This window comes from Bradyrhizobium lupini, from assembly GCF_040939785.1.
GTDB lineage: Bacteria > Pseudomonadota > Alphaproteobacteria > Rhizobiales > Xanthobacteraceae > Bradyrhizobium > Bradyrhizobium canariense_D.
In genome coordinates, this window is sequence record NZ_CP162553.1 from 4,303,550 (window position 1) to 4,329,180 (window position 25,631).

At 65.3% G+C, this 25,631-nt stretch carries 23 protein-coding genes and 2 pseudogenes; 20 read left to right on the top strand and 5 right to left on the bottom strand.

The window, feature by feature from the left end:
- The first annotated feature begins 70 nt into the window (after nucleotides 1-70).
- Both serA and AB3L03_RS20290 read left to right on the top strand, forming a co-directional pair.
- A complete protein-coding gene (gene serA / locus AB3L03_RS20285; protein WP_368506949.1) occupies nucleotides 71-1,315 on the top strand; it encodes a phosphoglycerate dehydrogenase in 1,245 nt (414 codons plus the stop codon).
- A gap of 77 nt (nucleotides 1,316-1,392) precedes the next feature.
- Nucleotides 1,393-3,054 (top strand): tannase/feruloyl esterase family alpha/beta hydrolase, encoded by a 1,662-nt coding sequence (locus AB3L03_RS20290; RefSeq protein ID WP_204512556.1) that lies wholly within the window; start codon nucleotides 1,393-1,395, stop codon nucleotides 3,052-3,054.
- A gap of 21 nt (nucleotides 3,055-3,075) precedes the next feature.
- On the opposite strand, the gene AB3L03_RS20295 is transcribed toward AB3L03_RS20290, so the two are convergent.
- Nucleotides 3,076-4,794, bottom strand: coding sequence for an ATP-dependent Clp protease adaptor ClpS (locus tag AB3L03_RS20295; RefSeq protein WP_231190861.1), 1,719 nt, complete (start codon nucleotides 4,792-4,794; stop codon nucleotides 3,076-3,078).
- Between the two features lie 209 nt (nucleotides 4,795-5,003).
- On the opposite strand from AB3L03_RS20295, the gene AB3L03_RS20300 reads away from it, so the two are divergent.
- The 6 genes and pseudogenes from AB3L03_RS20300 (at nucleotide 5,004) to AB3L03_RS20325 (ending at nucleotide 11,869) form a co-directional block, all read left to right on the top strand.
- Complete coding sequence (locus AB3L03_RS20300) at nucleotides 5,004-5,471, top strand: MarR family winged helix-turn-helix transcriptional regulator (RefSeq protein ID WP_204512555.1); 468 nt, start codon at nucleotides 5,004-5,006, stop codon at nucleotides 5,469-5,471.
- Between the two features lie 17 nt (nucleotides 5,472-5,488).
- Nucleotides 5,489-6,259, top strand: coding sequence for an enoyl-CoA hydratase (locus tag AB3L03_RS20305; protein ID WP_204512554.1), 771 nt, complete (start codon nucleotides 5,489-5,491; stop codon nucleotides 6,257-6,259).
- A gap of 133 nt (nucleotides 6,260-6,392) precedes the next feature.
- Complete coding sequence (locus AB3L03_RS20310; protein WP_204512553.1) at nucleotides 6,393-8,474, top strand: methyl-accepting chemotaxis protein; 2,082 nt, start codon at nucleotides 6,393-6,395, stop codon at nucleotides 8,472-8,474.
- 124 nt (nucleotides 8,475-8,598) lie between these two features.
- A pseudogene (locus tag AB3L03_RS20315) lies at nucleotides 8,599-9,539 on the top strand (dihydrodipicolinate synthase family protein).
- A 258-nt stretch (nucleotides 9,540-9,797) separates the two neighbouring features.
- Nucleotides 9,798-11,198, top strand: a complete 1,401-nt coding sequence (locus tag AB3L03_RS20320; protein WP_085351558.1) for a selenium-binding protein SBP56-related protein — start codon at nucleotides 9,798-9,800, stop codon at nucleotides 11,196-11,198.
- A 77-nt stretch (nucleotides 11,199-11,275) separates the two neighbouring features.
- Complete coding sequence (locus AB3L03_RS20325) at nucleotides 11,276-11,869, top strand: hypothetical protein (RefSeq protein ID WP_018453069.1); 594 nt, start codon at nucleotides 11,276-11,278, stop codon at nucleotides 11,867-11,869.
- A 3-nt stretch (nucleotides 11,870-11,872) separates the two neighbouring features.
- On the opposite strand, the gene AB3L03_RS20330 is transcribed toward AB3L03_RS20325, so the two are convergent.
- Genes AB3L03_RS20330 through AB3L03_RS20340 form a run of 3 tightly spaced genes read right to left on the bottom strand, consistent with a single transcriptional unit; the run spans nucleotide 11,873 to nucleotide 14,439 of the window.
- On the bottom strand, nucleotides 11,873-12,571 hold the full coding sequence (locus AB3L03_RS20330; protein WP_018453070.1) for a DUF1045 domain-containing protein: 699 nt from the start codon (nucleotides 12,569-12,571) through the stop codon (nucleotides 11,873-11,875).
- Between the two features lie 18 nt (nucleotides 12,572-12,589).
- Nucleotides 12,590-13,783: an alpha-D-ribose 1-methylphosphonate 5-triphosphate diphosphatase gene (locus AB3L03_RS20335; RefSeq protein ID WP_018453071.1), complete on the bottom strand. Its 1,194-nt coding sequence runs from the start codon at nucleotides 13,781-13,783 to the stop codon at nucleotides 12,590-12,592.
- On the bottom strand, nucleotides 13,780-14,439 hold the full coding sequence (locus AB3L03_RS20340) for an acetyltransferase (RefSeq protein ID WP_018453072.1): 660 nt from the start codon (nucleotides 14,437-14,439) through the stop codon (nucleotides 13,780-13,782). The genes AB3L03_RS20335 and AB3L03_RS20340 overlap by 4 nt, the downstream gene beginning before the upstream one ends.
- A gap of 183 nt (nucleotides 14,440-14,622) precedes the next feature.
- Here AB3L03_RS20340 and phnC point away from each other — a divergent pair, with 183 nt between their 5' ends.
- From phnC to phnE (AB3L03_RS20360), 4 genes are all read left to right on the top strand, one after another.
- Entirely contained in the window at nucleotides 14,623-15,432 is an 810-nt protein-coding gene (gene phnC, locus AB3L03_RS20345; RefSeq protein ID WP_368506950.1) for a phosphonate ABC transporter ATP-binding protein, read from the top strand.
- A gap of 63 nt (nucleotides 15,433-15,495) precedes the next feature.
- Nucleotides 15,496-16,431 (top strand): phosphonate ABC transporter substrate-binding protein, encoded by a 936-nt coding sequence (gene phnD, locus AB3L03_RS20350; protein ID WP_204512551.1) that lies wholly within the window; start codon nucleotides 15,496-15,498, stop codon nucleotides 16,429-16,431.
- 76 nt (nucleotides 16,432-16,507) lie between these two features.
- Nucleotides 16,508-17,392 carry a phosphonate ABC transporter, permease protein PhnE gene (phnE, locus tag AB3L03_RS20355; protein WP_204512550.1) on the top strand — a complete coding sequence of 295 codons (885 nt, stop codon included), beginning with the start codon at nucleotides 16,508-16,510 and terminating at the stop codon, nucleotides 17,390-17,392.
- An 83-nt stretch (nucleotides 17,393-17,475) separates the two neighbouring features.
- A complete protein-coding gene (phnE, locus tag AB3L03_RS20360; RefSeq protein ID WP_231190863.1) occupies nucleotides 17,476-18,237 on the top strand; it encodes a phosphonate ABC transporter, permease protein PhnE in 762 nt (253 codons plus the stop codon).
- A 164-nt stretch (nucleotides 18,238-18,401) separates the two neighbouring features.
- On the opposite strand, the gene phnF is transcribed toward phnE (AB3L03_RS20360), so the two are convergent.
- The gene (phnF, locus tag AB3L03_RS20365; RefSeq protein WP_018453077.1) at nucleotides 18,402-19,133 is read right to left on the bottom strand and encodes a phosphonate metabolism transcriptional regulator PhnF; all 732 of its coding nucleotides are present in this window, start codon (nucleotides 19,131-19,133) and stop codon (nucleotides 18,402-18,404) included.
- 118 nt (nucleotides 19,134-19,251) lie between these two features.
- On the opposite strand from phnF, the gene phnG reads away from it, so the two are divergent.
- The 8 genes and pseudogenes from phnG (at nucleotide 19,252) to phnN (ending at nucleotide 25,613) form a co-directional block, all read left to right on the top strand.
- Nucleotides 19,252-19,716, top strand: a complete 465-nt coding sequence (phnG, locus tag AB3L03_RS20370; protein ID WP_204514012.1) for a phosphonate C-P lyase system protein PhnG — start codon at nucleotides 19,252-19,254, stop codon at nucleotides 19,714-19,716.
- Nucleotides 19,717-19,720: 4 nt separating this feature from the next.
- On the top strand, nucleotides 19,721-20,329 hold the full coding sequence (gene phnH / locus AB3L03_RS20375) for a phosphonate C-P lyase system protein PhnH (RefSeq protein ID WP_085384267.1): 609 nt from the start codon (nucleotides 19,721-19,723) through the stop codon (nucleotides 20,327-20,329).
- Between the two features lie 2 nt (nucleotides 20,330-20,331).
- Entirely contained in the window at nucleotides 20,332-21,435 is a 1,104-nt protein-coding gene (locus AB3L03_RS20380; RefSeq protein ID WP_204512548.1) for a carbon-phosphorus lyase complex subunit PhnI, read from the top strand.
- Nucleotides 21,432-22,328, top strand: coding sequence for an alpha-D-ribose 1-methylphosphonate 5-phosphate C-P-lyase PhnJ (locus tag AB3L03_RS20385; RefSeq protein WP_247820972.1), 897 nt, complete (start codon nucleotides 21,432-21,434; stop codon nucleotides 22,326-22,328). The genes AB3L03_RS20380 and AB3L03_RS20385 overlap by 4 nt, the downstream gene beginning before the upstream one ends.
- Nucleotides 22,321-23,118, top strand: a complete 798-nt coding sequence (gene phnK / locus AB3L03_RS20390; protein ID WP_085351548.1) for a phosphonate C-P lyase system protein PhnK — start codon at nucleotides 22,321-22,323, stop codon at nucleotides 23,116-23,118. The genes AB3L03_RS20385 and phnK overlap by 8 nt, the downstream gene beginning before the upstream one ends.
- 38 nt (nucleotides 23,119-23,156) lie before the next feature.
- On the top strand, nucleotides 23,157-23,855 hold the full coding sequence (phnL, locus tag AB3L03_RS20395) for a phosphonate C-P lyase system protein PhnL (RefSeq protein WP_368506951.1): 699 nt from the start codon (nucleotides 23,157-23,159) through the stop codon (nucleotides 23,853-23,855).
- Nucleotides 23,856-23,866: 11 nt separating this feature from the next.
- A pseudogene (locus AB3L03_RS20400) lies at nucleotides 23,867-25,020 on the top strand (alpha-D-ribose 1-methylphosphonate 5-triphosphate diphosphatase).
- A complete protein-coding gene (gene phnN / locus AB3L03_RS20405) occupies nucleotides 25,017-25,613 on the top strand; it encodes a phosphonate metabolism protein/1,5-bisphosphokinase (PRPP-forming) PhnN (protein ID WP_204512545.1) in 597 nt (198 codons plus the stop codon). Before AB3L03_RS20400 ends, phnN begins: the two are co-directional and overlap by 4 nt.
- Nucleotides 25,614-25,631 lie beyond the last annotated feature (18 nt).

The window sequence follows — 25,631 nt, forward strand, 5'->3', positions numbered from 1 at the left end:
CGAACCCTATTGTGCTGCGCGTCCCCCGCGGTCTATGAGCTGCGGCGAAGCTGTGACCCACGGAGATTCCATGCCAGCCCCAGGCCAAAGCCCTGAGCGGAACGCGAAGGCGCTGCTGCTCGAAGGCGTCAATGACAGCGCCGTGGACCTGTTCAGAACGGCGGGTTTCACCAATGTCGAGCGCCTGACCAAGGCGCTGGACGGGGAGGATTTGCGGCGGGCGCTCAAGGGCGTGTCGCTGCTCGGCATCCGCTCGCGCACCCAGATCACCGATCAGGTCCTGGAAGCGGCCGACCAGCTTCTCGCCGTCGGCTGCTTCAGCGTCGGCACCAACCAGGTCGATCTGCTGGCGGCGCGCAAGCGCGGCATTCCGGTGTTCAACGCGCCGTTCTCCAACACGCGCAGCGTCGCCGAGCTCGTGATCGGCGAGATCGTGATGCTGCTGCGGCGCATTTTCCCGCGCTCGGTGTCGGCCCATGAGGGCGGCTGGGACAAGTCGGCGACCGGCAGCCGCGAGGTGCGCGGCCGCACCCTCGGCATCATCGGCTACGGCAATATCGGCTCGCAGCTCTCGACCCTGGCCGAGGCGATCGGCATGCGCGTGATCTATTTCGACCGCACCGACAAGCTCCGCCACGGCAACACCGAGCCAGTCGAGAAGCTGGAGGAGCTGCTCGCGCAGAGCGACGTCGTCAGCCTGCACGTGCCGGAGACGCCGGAGACATCAGGGATGATCGGCGAGAAGGAGCTGCGGGCGATGAAGCCCGGCTCGCTCCTGATCAACAACAGCCGCGGCACCGTCGTCGATCTCGATGCGCTGGCGGGGGCTCTGCGCGACGGCCATCTCGCGGGTGCCGCCATCGACGTGTTTCCGGTCGAGCCGTCCTCGAACTCGGAACGCTTCAACAGCCCGGTGCAGGGCCTCGGCAATGTCATCCTCACGCCGCATATCGGCGGCTCGACCGAGGAGGCGCAGGAGCGCATCGGCGGCGAGGTGGCGCGCAAGCTGGTCGACTTTTTCATCACCGGATCGACCACGGGCGCGGTGAATTTTCCGGAAGTGCAGCTGCATCTGCGTCCCTCCGGCGCGCGCTTCAGCCACGTCCATCGCAACGTGCCCGGCATGCTGCGCCGGCTCAACGAGGTCTTCCTCCAGCGCGACATCAATATCGCCGCGCAATATCTGGAGACCTCCGGCGACCTCGGTTACGTCGTGCTCGATGCCGACCTCGGCGGCCAGGATTCAGGCGCGCTGCTGCAGCAGATCCGCAGCCTCGAGGGCACCGTCGGCGCGCGGCTGGTGTTTGAGCACTAGCACTGCATTGACGAGCGGCCGCAGGGCGCCTTGAATGCGGCCTGCTGGCACAACGAACAGAAACTCAAGGGGAAACGATGGCGCAAATCCATGTGAAGCTGTGCGCATTGCTGGTGGGCGCAGCGGGCGCGCTGGGCGCGAATTCCGCTTCAGCGGTGACGCTGACTGAGGATGCGGACACTGTCTGCAAGGGCCTCGTCGGCGGCGCTGACGCCGTGAAGGTGGATTCGGCGACGTTGGTGGCGCCGTCGCAACTGGCCGTCGCCGAACGCGGCCCGACGCCGTCGGGGCGCGTCACGCCCGCCAATCCCGGCTTCTGCAAGCTGCTCGGCCATATCGATCCCACCGATCCCAAGGCGCCGCCGATCAAGTTTCAGGTCAATTTGCCCGTCGAATGGAACGGCCGTTCGCTGCAATATGGCGGCGGTGGATTCAATGGCGTGCTGATCACGGGCCTGGCGCTGCCGCCGGCCTATCCCTTCGACAAGGCGTCGCCGCTCGCGCGCGGCTTCGTCACCTACGGCACCGATTCCGGTCACGAGTCCAAGCCGGGCGAGCCGCCGCAGCTGTTCGCGCTCAACGACGAAGCCTTCGAGAATTTCGCCCATCGCGCCTACAAGAAGGTGCGCGATGCCGCCGTCGCGCTGATGCAGCGCGCTTACGGCAAGGCGCCGGAGAAAATGTACTTCATGGGGTCGTCCGAAGGCGGCCGCGAAGGCCTCACCATGGCGCAGCGCTACCCTGATGATTTCGACGGCATCTTTGCTCGCGTGCCCGTCATCAACTGGGTCGGCCTGCAGCATGCCGGCACGCGTTCGGGGCTCGTGACCATGGGTGATGGCTGGATCAATCCGGCGCAGGTGAAGCTAGTCGGCGATGCCGTGCGGGCCGCTTGCGACAAGGCCGACGGCTCCGATGACGCGCTGGTGCAAGATCCCGTTTCCTGCAAGGCGGCCTTCAAGGCGGAGACGCTGCGTTGCGCGAGCGGCAAGACGGGCGATCAGTGCCTCACCGACGCACAGATCAAGGCGATCGAGACCTTGCATGCGACCTACAAATTCCCGTTCGCGCTCGCCAATGGCCTCGACGATTATCCGGGCTGGGGCGTGTCGGGCGAGGACACGCCGGCGGTCGGCCCGACCGGCGGCTGGGTCGCGTGGTGGCTTGGCACGGCGCCTCCCGCGCAGCCGCCCGCGCCCAATAATGGCATCGCCTGGATCTACGGCGCCGGCGGCATCCAATACGTGTTCGCGCGCGATCCCAAGCTCGACGTGACGACGTATAAGCCCGAAGCGCACAAGGCGCGGCTGCTCGAGGTCTCCAGCCTGATGGATTCCACCGACCCCGACCTCAGCCGCTTCCGCGCTCGCGGCGGCCGGCTGATCATGCTCGAACATATGGCGGACTACGCGCAAAGCCCCTATGCCGGCATCCGCTATTTCGAGAACGTCGAACGCAAGGTCGGCAAAGCCGAGACGGCCGAGTTCGCGCGGCTCTACACCGCGCCAGGGGTCGACCATGTCGGCTCCGGCGCGCCGGCCAATGTCGACATGCTGAGCGTGCTGGTCGACTGGGTCGAAAAGGGCAGGGCGCCCGGCGATCTGGAAGTTACCGAGCAGAAGGTCGAGGCGCCGTCGTTTGCGACGCTTCGCGCGCTGCCGCTGTGCCGCTGGCCGGCCTGGCCGCACTACAAGAGCGGCCCAGTGACGGAGGCGTCGAGCTTCATGTGCGCGCCGTAGCAGGCGCGCCACTTCGGAGCGTCACCCGCTGGCCATTGCCTGCGCGCCGCCGAGCAGCTGCGCGTTAAGCCGGCCGCCGGAGAACAGCATGTCGTCAAGCGCCTCGTCGATATCGGCCGAGATCACGGTGTTGCCGCCGTCCCGCGCGATGCTTCCTTGCGCCAGCCGCCGCATCAGCTCCTTGATGAAGGCGCAACTCGTGCCCTCGCTGCGTCGGGCAGCCTCCGCGATCACGGCCCCCTCGAGCGGCAATCCCCTGCCGTAGAGCCGGACCAGCTTGCCGCGGCCGGTCTCGTCTGGCAGCGGCACTTCGATGGCTTGATCGATGCGGCCGGGGCGACCCGCGAGAGCTCCCTCGAGGTCCTCCGGCCGGTTGGTGGTCAGGACGAACAGGATGTCGGCGTCTTCCTTCAGCCCGTCCATCTCGTTGAGCAGCTTGTTCAGCATGGATTCCTCACACGGCCCCATGTCATCGCGGTCGCGGGCGATGAGATCGACATCCTCGATCACCACCATCGACGGCTGGAGCAACCGTGCCAGGCTCATATAGGCGCCGAGCAGACCGATCTGCTCGGCCGTGATGATCAGCGTCGTATGCCCGGGCAAATGCGTTGCGAGATAACGGATCGTGTGGGTCTTGCCAGTGCCCGGCGGCCCGTACAGCAAGATGCCTTTGCGTGTCGATTGACCCAGCCGGCGCAATTGGTCTCGGGTGTTGACGAAGGTCAGAACGTTGCGATCGAGCAGCCGCAGGGTCTGCTCCGGCAGGATCACCTCGTCGCGCGCGACCTGCGGCAAGCGATGCACCGTGATGCCGCGCGAGCGACCGCGATAGTCGGAGTCGGCATCGAGCGACAGGATCTTGCCGCGATAGGTCCGCGCAGCCTGTACGGCTTCTTCCAATTCATTGAAGCATTGCTGGACCAGAGCCGCGCCTGCGGAACCTGAGGGTACCAGGATTTCGATCCGAATTCCGGGCTCGCGACTGTATTCGCGGTGTGCGCAGAGCAAAACCGCATAGCGGAGATGATCCTGCTCACACAGCCACAGCCCGTTATCCAGACACTTGACCGGGCTCTTCTCGCCTACGTCGACGTCGGAATATTGCAGCGGGGCAATCGCGATCGCATAGCGGCCCTCCTTGAGCAGTCGTGGAATCGACAGCGTTTCGTAGCGCTGCTCCTCGTTTAATCCCACCAGCCGGATGGCCTTGCCGAAGAGCCGGTCGACGGCGGCCTGGAGATCGACCCGCATGTGGCCAGGAAACTGGCGGATCGTGGTCACGAGTTTGCTGCGCGCGGTGCTGGCAAGGTGCCAATCGAGAACGTCGCAAGCAAAGTCGAAATCTTCCTCTTGTTCGTTCGAGGGTTCATCCGCCGCACGCATGCAGTCGCTGCACAGCCAGACCGTTCGGTCGCCGATACGAACGTCGATCTGTCCCTCAGGCTTGCCACAGAGTTCGCAAGGAGTCTTGACCGCCTCTAGCGTGACCTGCAGTTGGTGGCCGGCCAATTCGATGGATTGTTGCGCAGATTTGAAAAGGGCTTCGGCAACCGATTGCGGGTAAGGTCCGCAAACCGCTTTTTCCTTCTGCTCGATCTGGGTGATCAGCGCGGTCGCTTCACGGTCTGATTTGCCGAAAACCTGCCGAAGCAGATCCATCACGAATTGGTCCGGCGTATCATCGTCATTATGAATTACGAGCTGGGTCGGCTGATTCTCGCCACGCATACTGTTCATCACGAAAGGTCTCCGGGACAATCTATGATTGAATAGAACGAATAGGGAACATAAAAGGAAGCGGCCGTCAAGCGTGACGGCGGCGGCTAATTGCGATTGGTGGGTGAGGTCCTGGTGCGCCGGGGCGGCCCTGTTCCTCGACGACTGCCGCGGCACATGTCCAGCTGCCGTCCTTTGACAATCTGATCCGCCTCGATTATCTATTTCGCATGCGAAATAAAGACGCGGGCGCGAGACACCATCGGTTGATCTACCTGTTGAGCGTGGCGCAGCGGCGCGTGCAGCGCTGGATGGCGGCGCAGCCTTCGAGCGAGGTCACGCCGGCGCAAGCGGGGCTGCTGTTCATCCTCGGCAAGCAGAACGGCGTCCTGATGGGTGAGGTGGGCGCGGCGCTCGACATGGGGCCGGCCGGCATCTCGGGGCTGGTCGACCGTACGGCGGCGGCTAAACTGGTCGAGCGGCGCGCGGATCACGAGGATGGTCGCGCCTGGCGCGTCTGGCTGACGCCGAAGGGGCGGACGGCACTGGCGCAGGCGAAGGCCAGCGCGGCACAGATCAACGCGGCGTTGACGGACGGATTCACCAGTGCGGAGATCGATATCGTCGCGCGCTGGCTGACCAGCATTCAGGACAAGTTTCCAAGACAGCTTTCAACAGAGCTTTCTAGAGATCCATAGGAATAGAGGAGAGACCCATGACCGAGCACGTCCGGATCCGGAACGACGGCGGAATTCTCACGCTCACGCTGGCACGCCCCGACAAGAAGAATGCGCTGACGGATGCGATGTACGGCAAGCTCGCCGATGCCATCGAATCAGCCGAGCACGATCCGTCGGTCCGCGTGATCCTGATCCGCGGCGAAGGCGACATGTTTACCGCCGGCAACGATGTCGGCGAGTTCGCGGCGGTCGCGGCGGGCAAGTCGGAAGGAAGCCGCAACGTCGTGCGCTTCATCCAGTCGCTGGCGCGCTGCTCCCGGCCCTTGGTGGCCGCGGTGCAGGGCCGCGCCGTCGGCGTCGGCACCACGATGCTGCTGCATTGCGACCTCGTCGTGCTTGCCGACAACGCGCAATTGTCGACGCCCTTCGTCAGCCTCGCACTGGTGCCGGAAGCAGCCTCCAGCCTGCTGATGCCGGCGCGCATCGGCTATGCGCGGGCCTACGAGATGTTCGCGCTGGGCGAGACGGTGCCGGCCAAATCCGCGCTGGAATGGGGGCTCGCCAACCGCGTCGTGCCGCTCGACAAGCTCGATGCCGAGGCGCTCGCGCTGGCGCAGCGTCTTGCCCGTCAGCCGGCCGGCGCACTCACCGCCACCAAGAAGCTGATGCGCAACGGCGAGACGCTGGTCGCGCAGATGAATGCCGAAGGCGAGCAGTTCGGGCTGCGCCTGCGCACCGCTGAGGCGCGCGAGGCCTTCACGGCGTTCACGGAACGCCGCCCGCCGGATTTCACCAAGGTTGCGTGATATCCGGGACTGCGCTGAGGCTCGTCGGGCCGGAAACTCACGCCCATTCGATTAAAACCTTAACGGAACATTGGCATGTCGCGGGCAAGGTGGCGCTCGAAAGAATAGGCCCCCGACCCAGGCCCCCGACACCATGGCAATGTTTAAGAAATCAGTAAGTTCGCTCCTTCTGACCTTGATGGCCCTGCTGGCTGCGGGTGCGCTGGCCTCCACGGCGATCCAGATGGTTGGGGCGTTCGGCCGCTATAGCGACAGCCTCGAGACCGCGCGGCTTGCCGCGGCCGACAAGGCGATCTTCCATGGCGTGCTGGCGCTGCGCAACAATCGCGGCGATGCCCAGAGCGCGATCCTCGGCGAGGATGATCCGCGAGCAAAACTCGAGGCGGCGGAGAAGGCCGAGCAGGGCGGCTATGACGCCATCGGCGCCGCGCTCGCCACCGTCGATTTCGCCCGCCGCGACGAACTCGCTGGCACATTGAAGCAGGGCTGGAGCGCCGCCGCGCCGCAATTCCAGCTGTTCTACGACGAGGCCAAGCGCCCGCGCGCCGAACGCAAGATCGAGCGGACCAACTCCTGGTATGATGCCGTCACCAAGGTGATCGAAACGGCCAACCTCGCCTCCACCGCGGTGTCGAACCGTGCCTGGATGAATGACCCTTTCATCGCCCGCATGATCCAGGTCCGGCGCTTCGCCTGGCAGGTGCGCGACCGTTATGGGATCCATTGTTCGTCGCTTCGCTCCAACGTCAACAGCAGCAAGCCGCTCGACGACGCCCAGAAGCGGTCAGTGGCGCAATGGGATGGCACGATCGCCTCCGGCTGGGCAGGCATGGCCGAGTTGCTGGCCTCGCCCGACGTGGCGGCGGAGCTGGTGACGGCCGCGACGGACGCGAAGGCCAAGACCGACGGTGCGCTCAAGCAGATCGGCGACCTCACCAAGAATTTCGACGGCAGCGGTAAGCCCGCGATGCCCGCCGCGGAATGGAATACGCTGTGTCAGTCACCCTTTGCGTCCATCGTCGCGGTGGCCAACAAGGCGCTCGACCAGTCAATCGTCCGGGCGGAAACGGTGCAGGCCAAGGCGCTCACCAATCTCGTCGTGCAGTCGCTCGCGTTCCTGCTCGCGCTCGCCGTGACCCTGACCGGCGTGTACGTGGTGCGCAATCGCCTGATGCGCCCGGTGCGCGCCATCCTGGACGCGATCGCCAAGATCAGCGCCCGCGACTACGCGACGCCCGTCCCGCAATCCAGGTATCCCGACGAGTTCGGCACCATGGCGGCCGCACTCGAAAGCCTGCGCGAGAGCGCGGCGACCGCGGAACGCCTGGGCCAGGAGCGCGAATCGCAGCAGGCGCTCCAGCTCGCCCGCTCCGGCACCGTCGATGCGGCCTGCCGCAGTTTCGACGACACCGTGCAAGCCGTCATTCACAGCGTTGCGGCGTCGACCAAGGAGCTCGATGCCACCGCGACGGACGTCCGCTCACTGGTTTCGGAATCGAGCAGCCAGACCGCGGCGGTCTCCTCCTCCGCCGAGCAGGCCACCAACAATCTCGAGACCATCGCAGCGGCGACCGAAGAACTCTCGGCGTCCGTCGGCGAGATCTCCGCGCAGGTGCAGGCCAGCGCCCGCGAGGCCCGCGAAGCCGTGTCGCAGGCAGCGCAGACCAATGCGACGGTCGAAATCCTCGATCAGACCGCTGGCCGCATAGGCGAGGTCGTGAAGATGATCAACGCCATCGCAGGGCAGACCAATCTCCTGGCGTTGAACGCCACCATCGAAGCCGCGCGCGCGGGCGAGGCCGGCCGCGGCTTCGCCGTGGTCGCCGGCGAGGTCAAGAGCCTCGCTTCGCAGACGGCGACGGCGACGGAAGAAATCTCCCGCCAGGTCGCGGAGATCCAGGGCGCGACGGGCCAGGCGGTCGCGGCCATCCGCGCGATCGGCGGCGCGATCAGCGGCATCGACGAAAAGATGACGGCGATCGCGGCAGCGGTCGAACAGCAGCGTGCGGCCACCACCGAGATCTCCCGCAACTTCCAGCAGGCCGCGCAGGGAACCCGCGAGGTCACCGACACCATCGGCAGCGTCGCCAGGCTGAACCAGGAGACGGGCAATGCCGGTTCGGTCCTGTCGGTGTCCGTGACGAAAATGTCCGCCGACGCCGATCGTCTCCGCGTCGCGGTCGAGGGCTTTTTGGGCGCGGTGAGGACCGCATAGCTTCGACAATCTTCCGTCCTTACGTCGCGCGATCGGCATTGCCGCCGATGCGCGCGGCGGGTACATCTGTGGCGCTGTGCGAGCGTCGCGGCAGATGTAAGAGATATCAGGGATGGAGAGTTCGATGCCGGTCACGCCCCACCACAAGGCCCAGCGCCCCTATCGCGGCGTGTTCCCGGTCGCACCCACCATCTTCGACGAGCGCGGCGAACTCGACCTTGAGGGACAGCGTCGCTGCATCGATTTCATGATTGACGCAGGCTCGAACGGTCTGTGCATTCTCGCCAATTTCTCCGAGCAGTTCGTGCTCACGGATGCCGAGCGCGAGACCGTGATGCATGCGGTGCTGGAGCATGTCGCGGGCCGCGTTCCCGTGATCGTCACCACCACGCATTTCAGCTCGGCCGTCTGCGCCGCGCGCAGCCGGCAGGCCGAGGCGGCCGGTGCCGCCATGGTCATGGTGATGCCGCCCTATCACGGCGCCACCTTCCGCGTGCCCGAAAAAGGCGTCGTCGAATTCTTCAAGGTGCTGTCGGGCGCGATCAAGATTCCGATCATGATCCAGGATGCGCCTGTCGCCGGCACCCCCTGTCGGTTGAGCTGCTCGCGCGGCTGGCGCGCGATTTCGCCAACATCCGCTATTTCAAGATCGAGGTGCCGGGCGCGGCTGCAAAGCTGCGCAGCCTGATCGACGCCGGCGGCAGCGATATCGAGGGTCCCTGGGACGGCGAGGAAGCGATCACGCTGCTCGCCGATCTCGATGCCGGCGCCACCGGCGCGATGACCGGCGGCGGCTATCCCGACGGCATCCGCCAGATCGTCGATCCTTATTTCGCCGGCAAGCGTGAAGAGGCCAAAGCCGCCTACGAACGCTGGCTGCCGCTGATCAACTACGAAAACCGCCAATGCGGCCTGATCGCCTGCAAGGCGATGATGCAGGCCGGCGGCGTGATCAAGTCGGACACGGTGCGGCATCCGCTCCAGCCGTTGCACCCGGCGACGCGGGCCGGGCTGCTGGAGTTGGCCAAGGAGCGCGATGCGCTGGCGTTGAGGTGGGGGAAGTAGCGCAACGCTGTCGTCCCGGCGAAGGCCGGGACGACGCTGAGTGTGAGGTGCGCACCCTGGCCTGATCCCGCCAGCTTCCATCTGGCTGAAGGCGTCGAATTAACGCGGTTCGGGCGGTTTCCCGCAGCCCGGCGATGACATATTGTACGCTCGCCAACCTGGCCCGCGGAGCAACTCAAGACATCGCGCAACAGCTCTTCATTATGCCGCTATTCCGAACCAGGTTGGTGCGAACCAACGAAACAGGGAGGCAGTGCCATGACGATGAGGCCGGATCCCACCTTTCACGCATCGCCCAAGCTTGCGATGGAAGCTCCTGCGGAGAACTTTGCCTACACGTTGCTGCTCAGTCCGGATTTCTCGAAACCGGATGCTCTCGCGGTGATCGACGCCAAGCCGGGATCGCCGACCTACAGCCAGATCGTCCACACCGTGACGATGCCCAACAAGGGCGATGAGTTTCATCACTTCGGTTGGAATGCCTGCTCCTCCGCCTTGTCGCCGCTCACTGGGCATGCCTTCATCGAGCGGCGCTATCTCATCATCCCCGGGCTGCGCTCGTCGCGGATTTACATCATCGATACCAAGCCCGATCCGACCAAAGCCAAAATCCACAAGATCATCGAGCCCGAGGAAGTCTTCAAAAAGACCGGCTATTCGCGGCCGCACACCATCCATTGCGGGCCGGACGGCGTCTATGTGAGCACGCTCGGCGGCGGCGGCAAGGACGGCACCAACGGGCCTCCAGGCGTCTTCATCATGGATTGCGAGACGTTCGAGGTCCTTGGACGATGGGAGATCGACCGCGGTCCGCAGACGCTGCACTATGATTTCTGGTGGAACCTGCCGCGCGACTACATGGTGACGAGCGAATGGGCATTGCCGCCGCAGTTCGAGAACGGGATCGTCCCGGAAGATCTGCTGGCGAACAAATATGGCCATCGTCTCCACTTCTGGGATCTCCGCGCCCGTCGCAACGTGCAGACCATCGACCTCGGCGCCAATCATCAGATGGCGCTGGAGGTACGGCCGGCGCACGATCCGGTTCGCGAATACGGCTTTGTAGGCGTTGTGGTCGACACCACGAATCTCGAAGCCTCGATCTGGACCTGGTGGCGCGAAGGCGGAAAATTCCATGCGGAGAAGACGGCGACGATCCCGCCCGAGCCTGCGCCAAAGGAGAAGCTCCCGCCGCTGCTTCAGGGCTTTGGCGCCGTGCCGCCGCTGGTGACCGACATCGACCTGTCGATGGATGATCGTTTTCTCTATGTCTCGTGCTGGGGCACGGGTGAAATGCGCCAGTACGACGTGAGTGATCCGCGAAAGCCGAAGCTTGCGGGCTCGGTTCACATCGGCGGCATCGCGCGCCGCACCCCCCATCCGAACGGCAAGGCATTTGCGGCCGGTCCGCAGATGGTCGAGATCAGCCGGGACGGCAGGCGGGTGTACTGGACCAATTCGCTCTATTCCACCTGGGATGACCAGTTCTATCCCGATGGCGTTCCGGGTTTGGAAGTCATGGCCAATGTCGGTCGCAATGGTGGCCTCGAGCTCGACAAGAACTACTTCGTGAGCTTCCCCGACGGATATCGTGCGCACCAGATCAGGCTGGAGGGCGGCGATTGTTCGACGGACTCCTTTTGCTACCCGTCGGCCTAGATTGGGCACACGCGAGCCTCGGCTGGCTGTGGCTCGCTCTTGTTGCGAGCGGTCTCTATCACGGGGTCAATCCGGGAATGGGCTGGCCGCTCGCCGTTTCGGCCGGGCTCATGGACAAGAGCCCGCGCGCGCTCTTTCGTGCGTTGTGGGCTCTGGCCGCCGGACATCTCCTGGCAACGCTTCTCGTGCTGCTGCCATTCGCGTTCCTGCTCGTGCTGGCCGAGTGGCAGCGTTCGATCCAGCTCGGCGCGAGCCTTTTCGTCATCGGCTTCGGCGTCTATCGGCTGGTCGAGCGGCGCCATCCGCGCGCGCTGGCACGAATTCCGCCGACGCAATTGGCGCTCTGGTCATTTGCCGTTGCCATTGCTCACGGCGCCGCCTTGATGCTCGTGCCGATCTATCTCGGGCTCTGCCAGGCCTTCGAACTCGATGCCGGCCATGAGGCCGCCGGCGCGCTGATGAAGGCGAGTCTCGGGATGGCGGTTCTGGTGTCTTTGGTGCACGTCGCTGCCATGGTCAGCGCCGGCGGATGTCTGGCGTGGCTGGTCTACCGCCATCTGGGATTGAGGTTCGTCTCGCGAAGCTGGTTCAATCTGGATGTAATCTGGGCCACCAGCCTCATTCTGGTTGGCGTTGTGGCCTTCGGCTTCAATCTCGCGAGCTGGCACTGACGCTTACTGGGTCAAAGCCCACTCGCCGATGATGCGGAAGCGAGCCTTGGCGTGGTCCTGTTTGAACAGCGCGACGCGATCGATCGCAAGCGTCTTGAGGCCGAGCGCAGCAAACCTTCCCTGCAGCATTTCCAGAATCGGCCCGCGCCGCTCCACGTCGAGCCGGCCCGTCAACGTCATGTGGAAACGGAATTCCTCCATCACGTAAGGATAGCCCCAGCGGTCGAGATAGTGGCGCTGCCGTTCGCTCAGCTTCTCCGGCTTGCGCCGCGCACGGTCTTCCGCGCTCAGCGGCGCGCGGAAGGAGTCGAAGTCGCGCGCGCAATCGGCGGCGAGCTGCTGGAGTTCGCCGACCGGCTCCCCGGGAATGACGGCGATGAAGCCGCTGATGGAATCGACGACCGGGCGGATCACCGGAATTGCGCGTGCCCTGCCGGCGAATGTCGCGCAGGCCGCAACAAGCTCGACCTCGCGCCTGTCGGACGCCAGCGCCATCGGCGCCTTCAGCGTGGCGTGAAAGCCGTATTTGCGGGGATCGGCGGTGACATCACGCCAGTCCGGCGCGAGACGCGATGCGTCGGCGGGAAACGGCAGCTCGTTGCCGGTATAGGCATCGTAGCCGAGCAACTCCGCGCCGAAGCGGGTGAGCGCGCTGTCGCTGCCTGCGGCAAAATAGATCGCGTAGCGGGGGAAACTCGTCATCGTCCGAGCATAGCGGGTTTATGCCGCGGCGACAGCTTGGCGCGGGGTAGCTGGCATGCCAAGCAACCGCGTCGCCTCGGTGAGATGCACGAGCTTGCCGCCTGATATCACGGCGATCAGCCGCGGCCGCAGCGGCATGCTGTCGTCGACCAGCAGAATGTCCGCGCGCCGGCCTTCCGCGAGCACGCCGCGATCTGCAAGACCGGTCGCGCGCGCGGGCGCGGCGGAGACCAGATTCCAGGCCTCGGTCAGCGGCAGCACGCCATCGGCGGCGAGCCGGAACGCAGCGAGCAGCTGCGCGGGATAGTAGTAGTCCGAGGCCAGAACCGAGCAGAGCCCTTTGGCGATCATGTCGGATGCCCTGGTCCAGCCCGTGTGGCTGCCTCCGCGCACGACGTTCGGCGCGCCGTAGACGATGGCGTCACCGTGGCTTGCTGCCGCCCGCGCTGTCTCCTCGTTGATCGGAAACTCCGCAATCGCCACGCCCATGGCGCGAAAGCCTTCGCGCATCGCGGGCGTCGCATCATCGTGCGAGAGCATCCGCACGTCGGCGGCGCGGGCCGTCGCGGCCAGCCGTGACACGGAAGCCGGCACATCCGCGGCGCGGGACATTATGTGTCCGACCAGCCGGTCGAATTCCTCGCTCGACAGGCCGGTGCGCTCCACCATGCGATTGCGCTTGCGCGGCTTGGCCATGTCCCCAACCGTGCCGTCCATGTGGTCGTTGAAGGCGAACAGGTCGACGCGGCCCTCAGTGAGCCATTGGCTGATCTCGGTTTCGGCGTCGAGATTGTAGGTCTCGTGGCGCAGGTGAAAGCGGGTGTCGGCGGCGAATTGCGGGCGCTGCCGTTCGATCGCCTCCATCAGGCTGCGCGCATTGCCGGCGCTGCGCAGGCCCGGCTCCCACGAACAGGTCGTGGCGTGAAAAACCGTGGTGATGCCGTTGCTGATCGCCTGGCGGTCGCTGTCGGCGAGCGCGACGTCGATCGGGAAATCGACCCCGGCGCGCGGCATCATCTGTCGCTCGAAGGCATCGCCATGCAGATCGACGATGCCCGGCAGGACCAGCAGATCGCGCGCCTTGATCGCCAGCCGCGCCCGGCTGCGCGAGGCATTGATCTCTGCGATGTCCGTTCCGGACACGAGAAGCGACGTTTCGGCGAACTCGGAGCCGATCAGGGCCCGCCCGCCCTCGAGGAATATGTCTGTCACGCGACCGCGCTTCGTTTGCTGGCAGAAGAGGGTGCCCCTGCTTCGTATGCCGTGAGGAAATCCTCAATCCCGAGCTTGCGGAAATTGGGCAGGGCTTCACGCAACTTGTCGTGATCCCAGTCCCACCAAGCGAGCCTCGCAAGCCGCCCCGCAACCTCTTCCGAGAACCGCCGGCGCACGATGCGCGCCGGATTGCCGGCGACGATGGTGTAGGCCGGAACGTCCTTGGTGACGATGGCGCCGGCCGCGATCACCGCGCCGGTGCCGATGTTGCGGCCCGGCAGAACGATCGCGCCATGGCCGATCCAGACGTCATGGCCGATATGGACGTGATGCTGGCGCCGCCAGTCGAAGAATTCCGTGTCGTCGCTCTCGCCTTCGAAATAGGCGCTCGAACGATAGGTGAAGTGCGCCTGCGTGGCGCGTTGCATCGGGTGATTGCCCGGATTGATCCGTGTCATCGCCGCGATCGAGCAGAATTTTCCGATGGTGGTGTAGGTGATCTGGGCGTCGTTCACGACATAGGAGTAATCCCCCATCGTCACCTCGTGCAGCATCGTGCGCGCGCCGACCTCGGTGTAGGCCCCAAGCCTGGCGTCGTGCAGCTTCGCGGAGGGATCGACAGTCGGCTGGACCGAAAGAGCTTTGGCGGCCATGTTGAATCCGAACGAGAGGGCGGGCGTTTCTCTTCGAGCGGCTTGATGACAATGTCATGACGACGCCATGACAGGGGATGAACAGGAGATGAGGTGTGTAGGATCGCCGCACCGCAACGTCCGTGTCACACAAGTGTCAAGCGCCGGCTTTAGCGGTGGGTCCCAGCTACTCTGGAGCCCTGCATGCTGGTGGTTGAAGGTCTGACGTGTCGCTTCGGCGTGAAAGCCGCGGTGGACGACGCCTCGTTTCAAGTCTCTCCCGGCGGCTTCGTCGGCGTGATCGGACGCTCCGGCGCCGGCAAGTCGACCCTGCTGCGGACCATCAACCGTCTCGCGACCCCTGCACAGGGCCGCATCCTGTTCGACGGCCTCGACGTCACGGCGCTGCGCGGCAAGGAGCTGCGGCAGTGGCGGGCGCGCTCGGCGATGATCTTTCAGCAGTTCAATCTGGTGGGCCGGCTCGATGTGCTCACCAACGTCCTGATGGGACGGCTTGCGACGATGCCGGCCTGGCGCTCGCTGTCGCAGACCTGGCCCGAGCAGGACAGGGCGCTGGCGATGTCCGCGCTCGAACAGTTCGACATTGCCCCGCTCGCGGCCCAGCGCGCCGATCAGCTCTCCGGCGGCCAGCAGCAGCGCGTCGCGATTGCCCGCGCGCTGGTGCAGCAGCCCGACATCATCCTCGCCGACGAGCCGATCGCCTCGCTCGATCCGCGCAACACCAAGATCGTCATGGATGCGCTGCTGCGCATCAACAAGCACTTCGGCATCACGGTGCTCTGCAATCTGCATTCGCTCGACCTGGCGCGCAGCTATTGCGACCGCCTGATTGGCATGGCGCAGGGCCGCGTGGTGTTCGACGGCGCGCCGGCCGAGTTGACCGACCACGTGGCGCGCGAGCTCTACGATCTCGAAGCCGCCGAAGTCATGGGCGGCACGCCTGCACCGGTGCGACAGGGCATTCCGGCGCTTGGAAGGGCGGCCGCCGCCTGAGCTGCGCCGCATCAGGACTTACCAATTTTGCGTCAACCGACCTCAACCAATGAAGAGGCTATCATGATTACTCGCAGATTGATTCTCGCCGGCGCCGCCGCGCTCGCGTTGACGACTTCGGCCTCCGCCGAAGACTGGAAAGCCAAATATCCCGAGCTGACCTTCGCGGTCATTCCGGCGGAAAACGCCTCGGGCGTGACCGAGCGCTGGGCGCCGTTCATGAGCTATCTCTCCAGGGAATTGGGCGTGAAAGTCACGCTGCGCATCGCCAACGACTACGCTGCCGTAATCGAAGGCCAGCGTGCCGGCAACATTCACATCGCGAGCTACGGCTCGGCCTCGTTCGCCCGCGCCCGCCTGACCGGCGTCAAGACCGACGCCTTCGCCAACGACATCAACTCCGACGGCTCCACCGGTTATTACTCGGTGTTCTTCGTCAAGGCGAGCAGCGCCTACAAGAGCATCGACCAGCTCAAGGGCAAGAACCTCGGCCTGGTCGACCCGAACTCGACCTCCGGCAACAACGTGCCGCGCTTCGAGCTCGACAAGATGGGCATCGCGGACGCCGACACCTATTTCAGCAAGGTCGTCTTCACCGGAAGCCACGAGAACGCGATCCTGGCGCTGGCGCAGGGCACGGTCGACGTCGCGGCCAACCAGTGGACCAGCGACAACGACTCGACATTAGCGCAGATGCTGACCAAGGGCATGCTGAAGAATGCCGATGGCTCGGCGATGAAAAAGGACGATTTCCGCATCATCCACAAGTCGGCGCCGATCATCAACGGTCCGTATGCCTACAATTCCGACCTGCCGGAAGAGGCCAAGGCCGCCATCGCGAAGGCGTTCTTCGACGCGCCGGCCAAGGACAAGGCTGCCTTCGACCGCCTACAGGACGGCCAGAAGAAAGGTTTTCATCCCGCGACCACCAAGGATTGGGATGGCACGATCGAGCTGATCAAGTTCGTCGATGCGCTGCGTAAGAAGAAGGCGTCCTGAGTTTCGGGACGATGCCACTGGAGCCGGGTCGATGGACCCGGCTCTTTCTCTTTGATCGACCACCTTTCCTGATCAGATGACCGTCGCGGTTTCGATTCTCCCCGAGCAGCAGCTCGCCGTGCTCAACGCCGCCTATCGCCAGGCGGTGGCGCGCAAGCGGCTCCGAATCCTGTCTGGAGCCGTGATCTTCGCCGCAGCACTGTGTCTGGCCGCGATCGGCGCTGAAGTGAATCTGCGCACGCTGTTCGCCCACTTTGGCAACTTCATCAGCTATTTCGACCGCATCCTCACACTCGACACCGGCCAGCGGGTCTGGACCGATGTCGGGGAGTGGCTGTGGGGCTGGCGCAAATGGCTGAGGATGCTGGGCGAGACTTTGCTGATCTCCTATGTCGGCACGCTGATCGGCGCGACTCTTGCGTTCTGCCTGAACTTCTTCGCCGCTGAAAACACCTCGCCCGCGCCCTGGCTGCGTTTCATGGTGCGGCGCCTGCTCGAATTCGCGCGCACGGTGCCCGGCATCGTGTTTGCGCTGATCTTCGTGATCGCCTTCGGGCTCGGTCCGATGGCCGGCGTGCTTGCGATCGCGATCCACTCCACCGGCGCGCTCGGCAAGCTGTTCTCGGAGATCGTCGAGAATGCCGACATGAAGCCGGTCGAAGGCGTCCGCTCGACCGGCGCAAGCTGGCTCTCCTGCATGCGCTTCGCCATCCTGCCGCAGGTCACGGCAGGCTATGCCAGCTACGCGCTGCTGCGGTTCGAGATCAACGTCCGCGAGGCCTCCGTGATGGGCTTCGTCGGTGCCGGCGGCATCGGCCAGGAGCTCGTCGTCGCCATCCGCAAGTTCTATTACTCCGACGTCAGCGCCATCCTGCTCACCATCATCGTCACGGTCTTCATCATCGACATCAGCACCGGATGGCTGCGCGGCCGTCTGTTCGGCAAGGAGGCGCGGACGTGACGGGACCGCAGGAGACCGACACTGCGGCGCTTCGCGCGCGCTATCCTGACGTGTTCGACCGGCCGGCCTCGGCGCGGCTCGCCATGCCGGCGATGAGCGTCGCGGCGCTCGCGATCCTGATTTACGGCCTCGTCGATCTCGACTTCTCGCCGTCGCGGTTCGTCGCGGGCCTCAACCAGCTCGGCTGGATCAGCCTGATGATGATCCCGCCGGATCCCGGCTCGTCGCTGCCGGTCTATCTGAAGGCGCTGGGCGAGACGCTGTCGATCGCGCTGCTCGGCACAACGCTCGCCGCGCTGTTCGCACTGCCGGTCAGTCTTCTTGCGGCCCGTAATGTCGTGCCATCAAAGCTGCTGCGCTTTCCGGTCCGACGTTTCCTGGATTCGATTCGCGGCGTCGACACGTTGATCTGGGCGCTGGTGTGGATCAACGTGGTCGGGCTCGGCCCGTTTGCCGGCGTGCTCGCCATCGCCGTGTCGGATTTCGGCGCCTTCGGAAAACTGTTCTCGGAGGCGATCGAGGGCGCCGATCAGAAGCAGGTCGAGGGCATCCGCGCCTCCGGCGGCAGCGCGCTGCACGAGATTCGCTTCGGCCTGCTGCCGCAGGTCCTGCCCGTGATTGCGGGGCAGGTGCTCTATTTCATCGAGTCGAATACGCGCTCGGCCACCATCATCGGCATCGTCGGCGCCGGCGGCATCGGCCTCCAGCTCGCCGAGCAGATCCGCGTGCTGGAATGGCAGAAGGTGTCGTTCCTGATCCTGATGATCCTGGTCGCAGTCGCCGCGATCGATTTCGTTTCGGGCAAATTGCGTTTTGCGATTATCGGGCGGCGGGCGGTGGCGTAACCTTCTTCCTTCTCCCCTTGTGGGAGAAGGTGGCGCGAAGCGCCGGATGAGGGGTCTGCATCCTCAATTCAGATCAGTGCGCGGAGGCAACCCCTCACCCGTCTCGCCGCTAGCGCGGCGAGCCACCCTCTCCCGCAAGGGGAGAGGGGCAGAGGGCAGCCAGTTCACCCGTTCTCCACCAGAAATTCCACCCGCTCCGCGGCAAAGCGCGAATGCTTGGTCACCAGCGGCTTGCCGTCGAGATCGTGATCGGTGGCGTCGACCACCAGGATCGGCCGTCCCAGCGCCAGATCGAGCCGTGCGGCGTCGGTTGCGTCGACGATACCGGCGGTGATCCGGGTCGCGCCGCGGCGATAGTCCCGGACGCCGTAATGCTCGAGCAATTTCGTCATCGAGCGGGTCGCGGCAAAGACGTCGCCCGCAGCCGGGAATAGCTGCGCCGACAGCCACGTCGTGGAGACACAGATCGGCGTGCGGTCGGCGAGGCGCATCGCCTCGATCCGGACCAGCGGTGCGCCGGTCTTGAGGCCAAGCTCCCGCGCGAGTTCGCGGGTCGCAACGTCAGCGGACGCCTCGATCAGCCGGCCATGCGGTTCGCGGCCGTCCGCGCCGACGATCTCGGAGAAACGGGTCCGCGAGCGCAGTGGATAAGCGAGCTTCTGCGCCTCGACATAGGTTCCGCTGCCGCGTTCTGCCCGCACGATGCCGCGCTCGGCAAGCGCGGCCAGCGCGCGTCGCACGGTGTGGCGGTTGACGCGATAGGTTTCGGCGATCTCCACCTCGCCCGGCAGCTTGTCGCCCGCCGCAAAGCGGCCGTCGGCGATGCCGCGCTCGATGCCGTCGGCAACGAGACGCCACAACGCGACGCCGGAGGAGGCTGTGTCCTGCATGCTCATGTGGCCGGGAAGCTACTCCAGAAATCACGCCTTTGTCACGAAACAGTCATGGCGCTCCGCTATCAAGTTGTCTAGTATCATAGACAACTTGGATTCGGCAAGTTCTGCAGAGAAGTCGGTGGATGCGGTGACCCAGCACAATAATCAGCAAGCCCAGCGCAAGGCCGCAATGGCCGTGCTGGCGCACGCGGAGGCGGACGAGATCGCCGCTCGCCTCCAAGCTCTCGCTTTGCCGGCGCATCAGGATCTGCGCGCGCCGGAAAACGGCCTCGTCATGCTGCGCGGCCGGGTCGGCGGCGATGGTGCGCCGTTCAACCTCGGTGAAGCCACGGTGTCGCGCGCCGCGGTGCGGCTTGCGAGCGGCGAGGTCGGTTTCGGCTACACGCTCGGTCGCGACGGCGAGAAGGCGCGGCTGATCGCGCTGTGCGATGCCCTGGTGCAGTCCCGCGATTTCGCCGGCGCGGTGGAGCGGGACATTATCGCGCCGTTGCGTGAGCAGCTTATGGTCAGGCGCAAGCAGGTGGCGGCCCAGACCGCCGCGACGAAGGTTGATTTCTATACCATGGTGCGCGGTGAGGGGTGAGATCATGACCACGATTGCGGAACTGCCCCCCGGGTTCGCCGACAAGGTGCTGTCGGCGCAATCGACCTTTCGTTCGGTCATGGACGCGATGGCCCGGCCGGGGTCGGTCCAGCGCATCGTGCCGACATCAGGAGCGCCTCATGTGATGATGCGCGGCACGGCCGCGATCGCGTTGACGCTGTTCGATCACGACACGCCGCTCTGGCTCGATGCGCGCATGCATGAGACTTCCGACGTCGTGAAATGGCTGAAATTCCATACTGGTGCGCCGGTGGTGCAGGATTCTTCCATCGCCAGCTTCGCGCTGATCAGCGACGGCGGGGCGCTGCCTTCGCTGGAGCGCTTCGCGCTCGGCACCAGCGAATATCCGGATCGGTCGACCACGTTGATCCTGCAGGTCGAGAGTCTGGACGGAGGGCGGAGCTTCGAGCTGCGCGGCCCCGGCATTGACGGTGTCGCGACGCTCCAGGCTTCGATCAAGCCGTTCGACCTGTTCGAGCGCCTGCGCGTCAACGAAACGCTGTTTCCGCGCGGCATCGATGTGGTGCTGGTCGCAAATGATGCCGTGGTTGCGATTCCGCGCACCACGCGTGTCGTGAGCAAGGGAAGCTAAGCATGTATGTCGCAGTCAAAGGCGGCGAACGCGCCATCGAGAACGCCCATCGCCTGCTCGCCAGTGCGCGGCGTGGCGACCAAAGCGTTCCGGAAATCTCGCTCGACCAGATCTCCGAGCAGCTTGGTCTCGCCGTGGACCGCGTCATGAGCGAAGGCTCGCTCTATGATCGCGAGCTCGCGGCGCTCGCCATCAAGCAGGCGCGCGGCGATCTGATCGAGGCGATCTTCCTGGTCCGCGCCTTCCGCGCGACGCTGCCCCGCTTCGGCGCCAGCGAGCCGGTCGAGACCGGCGCGATGCGGGTACGGCGGCGGGTGTCCTCGACCTTCAAGGACATTCCCGGCGGCCAGATCCTCGGCCCGACCTTCGACTATACCCACCGCCTGCTCGATCCCTTGCTCGCCGAGGGCTTTGTGCCGGAAGCGCCGGCGACGGCCGAAGCATCGTCTGCGCCGACCCCGCGGGTGACCGACATCCTCGGCCGCGACGGGCTGATCGAATCCTCGCCTAAGGCCGAGGAAGGCGCCAGCGTCGGCGATCTCACCCGCGAGCCGCTCAATTTTCCCGCCGATCGTGACATGCGCCTGCAAAATCTCGCGCGTGGCGACGAAGGTTTTCTGCTGGCGATGGGCTATTCCACCCAGCGCGGCTACGGCCGCAACCATCCCTTCGCTGGCGAGATTCGCTTCGGTGAGGTCGAGGTTGAATTCTCCGCGGAAGACGTCGGCTTCGCCGTGCCGCTCGGCTCGATCGAGCTCACCGAGTGTCAGATGGTCAATCAGTTCAAGGGCTCCGCGACGGAGGCGCCGTGCTTCACCCGCGGCTATGGCCTCGCCTTCGGCCAGAGCGAGCGCAAGACGATGTCGATGGCGCTGGTCGACCGCGCGTTGCGTGCGCGCGAGCTCGGCGAAGAGGCACTCGCCCCCGCGCAAGACGAAGAATTCGTGATGTCGCATTCGGACAACGTCCAGGCTACCGGCTTCGTCGAGCATCTGAAGCTACCGCATTATGTCGACTTCCAGTCTGAGCTCGGCCTGTTGCGCAAGCTGCGGAAGGAATTCACTGAGGCCAATGCGCCCGATGCCATGAAGGAGGCCGCGGAATGAACGCGCCCGCCTACAATTTCGCTTATCTCGACGAACAGACCAAGCGGATGATCCGCCGCGCGATCCTCAAGGCGATCGCGATCCCCGGCTATCAGGTGCCGTTCGCCAGCCGTGAAATGCCGATGCCCTATGGCTGGGGCACCGGCGGCGTGCAGGTGACGGCCGCGATCCTCGGGCCCGAGGACGTGCTGAAGGTGATCGACCAGGGCTCCGACGACACCACCAATGCGATCTCGATCAGGAAGTTCTTTGCCAAGACCGCCGGCGTCGCCACGACGACGGCGACGATCGATGCGACCGTGATCCAGACCCGCCACCGCATTCCGGAGACGTCGCTACACGCAAATCAGGTGCTGGTCTACCAGGTGCCGATCCCGGAGCCGCTGCGCTTCCTCGAGCCGCGCGAGACGGAGACGCGGCGCATGCACGCGCTCGCCGAATACGGCCTGATGCATGTGAAGCTCTACGAGGACATCGCCCGCTTCGGCCACATCGCGACGGCTTACGCCTATCCGGTGAAGGTCAATGCGCGCTACGTGATGGACCCGTCGCCGACGCCCAAATTCGACAATCCCAAGATGGACAATTGCCCGGCGCTGCAACTGTTCGGCGCCGGCCGCGAGAAGCGCATCTATGCGATCCCGCCCTATACGCAAGTTGTGTCGCTCGACTTCGAGGACCATCCCTTCGAGCCGTACCGCTTCAACGCGCCGTGCGCGTTGTGCGCCGCTGAAAATTCCTACCTCGACGAGATCGTGACCGACGACAAGGGCGGGCGCATGTTCGTCTGCTCCGACACCGATTATTGCGAGGGACGTCAGGCCGCCGGCCATCACGGCAGCCTCAGCGCCGCGCCGTACAAGGACAAGGCGCAGGAGGCATCGAATGGCTGATCAAGACATGCTCGAGAACGACGAGCCGCTGCTGGTCGCAAAATCCCTCAGCAAGTCCTATGGCCGGATCGCGGCGTGCCGCGACGTGTCCTTTGCGCTCTACCCCGGCGAGGTGCTGGCGATCGTCGGCGAATCCGGCTCGGGCAAATCGACGCTGCTGCAGCTGCTGTCGGGTCAGCTCGCGGCCAGCGGCGGTGAGGTGTCCTACCGGATGCGCGATGGCGTCACCCGCGATCTCGCCACGCTGGGCGAGGCCGAGCGGCGCTTCCTGTTTCGTACCGATTGGGGCTTCGTTCATCAGGATCCCGCGCAGGGGCTGCGCATGGCCGTCTCGGCCGGCGCCAATGTCGGCGAGCGGCTGATGGCGGTGGGGTGGAATCACTACGGCCGCATCCGCGATACCGCGTCGGACTGGCTGACTCGCGTCGAGATCGACATCGCGCGCATCGACGATGCGCCGCGGACCTATTCCGGCGGCATGCGCCAGCGGCTCCAGATCGCCCGCAACCTCGTCACCGAGCCGCGGCTGGTGTTCATGGACGAGCCGACCGGCGGCCTCGATGTTTCCGTGCAAGCCCGTCTGCTCGACCTCGTGCGCAGCCTGGTCGCGGAGCTGCATCTCGCGGTCATCATCGTCACCCATGATCTCGCGGTCGCGCGCCTGCTGTCGCATCGGGTCATGGTCATGAAGGGCGGCCGAGTCATCGAGACCGGCCTCACCGATCAGGTGCTCGACGACCCCCGCGAGCCCTATACCCAGCTGCTCGTCTCCTCGATCCTGCCGCCATGAGCCTTCCACGTAATGAGCCTTGCAAGAAGAGTTCTCCAATGACCGCCATGATCGACATCGCCGACGCCAACAAGACCTTCACGATGCACCTGCAAGGTGGCATCGAGCTGCCCGTGGTGCGCGGCGTGACCTTTCACGTCAATCCCGGCGAATGCGTCGTGCTGTCGGGGCCATCAGGCGCCGGAAAATCGTCGATCCTGAAGATGATCTTCGGCAGTTATCGTTGCGATTCCGGCCGGATCGGCATCCACCATCGCGGCGCGCTGGTCGATCTCGCCACCGCCGAGCCGCGGCAGGTTCTCAACATCCGCCGCGCGACCATTGGCTATGTCAGCCAGTTCTTGCGCGCGGTGCCGCGCGTCGCGACCCTCGACGTGGTCGCCGAGCCGCTGATCGTCAACGGCCTGGCGCGCGCGGAGGCGCAAGCCCGTGCTGGCGAACTGTTGCATCGCCTCAACATCCCCGAGCGGCTCTGGCAGCTTCCGCCCGCGACCTTTTCCGGCGGCGAGCAGCAGCGCGTCAACATCGCGCGCGGCTTCATCTCGGATCTGCCGATCCTGCTGCTCGACGAGCCGACCGCGTCGCTCGACGCCGCCAACCGCGCCGTCGTGGTCGGGCTGGTAGCCGAAAAGAAGCGCCAGGGCGTCGCCATGGTCGCCATTGTCCATGACGACGAAATCCGTCATCAGATTGCCGACCGCATCGTCGACGTCACCAGCTTCGCCGCCGCGGCCTGAAGGAAATGGACATGAACGCCAAGAAGGACATCGTGATCGCCAACGCCAGGATCGTGCTGACGGAACGGGTGATCGAGCAGGGCTGGCTTGCCCTCGCCGATGGACGCATTGCCGAGATCGGCGAGGGCAGGGCGCCCGCGGGGGCAGAGGATGCCGGCGGCGATCTGATCATGCCCGGCTTGATCGAGCTCCACACCGATCACCTCGAGGCGCATTACGTGCCGCGACCAAAAGTGTTCTGGAATCCAGTCGCCGCCGTCGTCTCCTATGACGGCCAGCTCGCGACATCAGGCATCACGACGGTGTTCGACTCGCTCCGGGTCTGGCGCGAGGATGGCGCCGAGGAAGTCGACGGCCGCGCCGGCACGCTCGCCGCCGCAATCACGACCGCTCGCGATGCTGACCTGCTCCGCGCCGATCACTTCCTGCATCTGCGCTGCGAAATCCCGATGCCGAGCGTGGTCGAGGAGGCCAGGAGCTGATCGACCGTCCCGACGTGCGGCTGATGTCGCTGATGGACCACACCCCCGGCCAGCGCCAGTTCCGGGACGAAGGCAAGCTGCGCGACTATTATCGCGGCAAGGGCGGCGGCAAGACCGACGCCGAGCTCGACGAGCTGTTCGCGAAGCGCTTCGAATATCAGAAGGCCTATGCCGCGACCAACATGCGCGAGATCGTGGCGCTGGCCCACAAGTACAAGATCCCGCTGGCGAGCCATGACGACACCACTGAGGAGAACGTCGTGGACGCCGTGCGCGATGGCGTTTCGGTGGCGGAATTTCCGACCACGCTGGAGGCCGCGCGCGGCCTGCACGAGGCCGGCATCGACATCCTGATGGGCGCGCCGAACGTCGTGCGCGGCGGCTCGCATTCCGGCAATATCGCCGCGGTCGATCTCGCCCGCGAGGGCCTGCTCGACATCCTGTCGTCGGACTACATTCCCTCGAGCCTTCTGATGGCCGCGCTGCACTTGCCCGAGCACGTGCCCGCCATCACTCTTCCGGCGGCGATCCGCACCGTGACGAAGGCGCCCGCGGAGGCAGTCGGCCTGTCCGACCGCGGCGAGATCGCGATCGGCAAGCGTGCCGATCTGATCCGCGTGCATGTCGCGGGCAGCGTCCCCGCGGTCCGCAGCGTCTGGCGCGAAGGAAGCCGTGTCGCATGAGCGAGGCCGTCACCGTGGCGGGAAAGACAACGGGTGCGATCGGGCCCGGGCGGCTCGTGCTCGTGGTCGGTCCCAGCGGTGCCGGCAAGGACACGCTGCTGCGGCTGGCGCGGGCAGCCTGCATCGAGGATCACGACATCGTCTTCCCGCGCCGTGTCGTGACGCGGGAATCCTCGGCCGACGAAGACAATATTGCGGTGAGCCCAGACGAATTCCGTCGCGCGCGCGAGCATGGCGAATTCGCCGTGCATTGGGAGGCGCATGGGCATTGCTACGCGCTGCCCCGCGACCTCAACGACGATATTCGTGCCGGACGCGCCGTCGTGGCCAATGTTTCGCGCACGGTGATCGGCGCGCTGCGCCAGGCCTATGCAAACGTCGTGGTGGTCGCGGTCACCGCGCCGCCGGATGTGCTGGCGCAGCGGCTTGCTGCTCGCGCCCGGGACAGCGACGGCAATATCGCCGAACGGTTGACGCGCAGCGTCGACGACGCATCGGCCCAGGCCGATGTCACCATTCTCAACGCGCACAGCGCGGAGTATCATGGCCGCCAGCTTCTGCGCGTGATCAGGAATCAAGGCTGGCACGAATAGCCGGCACAACAAGGAGAC

Bases quoted from the DNA above. Each gene is read 5' to 3' on its own strand.
- AB3L03_RS20300 (WP_204512555.1), top strand. From the start codon at position 5,004: ATGCGAAATAAAGACGCGGGCGCGAGACACCATCGGTTGATCTACCTG.
- phnK (WP_085351548.1), top strand. From the start codon at position 22,321: ATGGCTGATCAAGACATGCTCGAGAACGACGAGCCGCTGCTGGTCGCA.
- phnD (WP_204512551.1), top strand. From the start codon at position 15,496: ATGATTACTCGCAGATTGATTCTCGCCGGCGCCGCCGCGCTCGCGTTG.
- AB3L03_RS20385 (WP_247820972.1), top strand. From the start codon at position 21,432: ATGAACGCGCCCGCCTACAATTTCGCTTATCTCGACGAACAGACCAAG.
- serA (WP_368506949.1), top strand. From the start codon at position 71: ATGCCAGCCCCAGGCCAAAGCCCTGAGCGGAACGCGAAGGCGCTGCTG.
- AB3L03_RS20320 (WP_085351558.1), top strand. From the start codon at position 9,798: ATGACGATGAGGCCGGATCCCACCTTTCACGCATCGCCCAAGCTTGCG.
- AB3L03_RS20305 (WP_204512554.1), top strand. From the start codon at position 5,489: ATGACCGAGCACGTCCGGATCCGGAACGACGGCGGAATTCTCACGCTC.
- phnN (WP_204512545.1), top strand. From the start codon at position 25,017: ATGAGCGAGGCCGTCACCGTGGCGGGAAAGACAACGGGTGCGATCGGG.
- AB3L03_RS20380 (WP_204512548.1), top strand. From the start codon at position 20,332: ATGTATGTCGCAGTCAAAGGCGGCGAACGCGCCATCGAGAACGCCCAT.
- AB3L03_RS20295 (WP_231190861.1), bottom strand. From the start codon at position 4,794: ATGAACAGTATGCGTGGCGAGAATCAGCCGACCCAGCTCGTAATTCAT.
- AB3L03_RS20325 (WP_018453069.1), top strand. From the start codon at position 11,276: ATGGGCTGGCCGCTCGCCGTTTCGGCCGGGCTCATGGACAAGAGCCCG.
- phnH (WP_085384267.1), top strand. From the start codon at position 19,721: ATGACCACGATTGCGGAACTGCCCCCCGGGTTCGCCGACAAGGTGCTG.
- AB3L03_RS20340 (WP_018453072.1), bottom strand. From the start codon at position 14,439: ATGGCCGCCAAAGCTCTTTCGGTCCAGCCGACTGTCGATCCCTCCGCG.
- phnE (WP_231190863.1), top strand. From the start codon at position 17,476: ATGCCGGCGATGAGCGTCGCGGCGCTCGCGATCCTGATTTACGGCCTC.
- phnE (WP_204512550.1), top strand. From the start codon at position 16,508: ATGACCGTCGCGGTTTCGATTCTCCCCGAGCAGCAGCTCGCCGTGCTC.
- phnC (WP_368506950.1), top strand. From the start codon at position 14,623: ATGCTGGTGGTTGAAGGTCTGACGTGTCGCTTCGGCGTGAAAGCCGCG.
- phnL (WP_368506951.1), top strand. From the start codon at position 23,157: ATGACCGCCATGATCGACATCGCCGACGCCAACAAGACCTTCACGATG.
- phnF (WP_018453077.1), bottom strand. From the start codon at position 19,133: ATGAGCATGCAGGACACAGCCTCCTCCGGCGTCGCGTTGTGGCGTCTC.
- AB3L03_RS20330 (WP_018453070.1), bottom strand. From the start codon at position 12,571: ATGACGAGTTTCCCCCGCTACGCGATCTATTTTGCCGCAGGCAGCGAC.
- AB3L03_RS20290 (WP_204512556.1), top strand. From the start codon at position 1,393: ATGGCGCAAATCCATGTGAAGCTGTGCGCATTGCTGGTGGGCGCAGCG.
- AB3L03_RS20310 (WP_204512553.1), top strand. From the start codon at position 6,393: ATGGCAATGTTTAAGAAATCAGTAAGTTCGCTCCTTCTGACCTTGATG.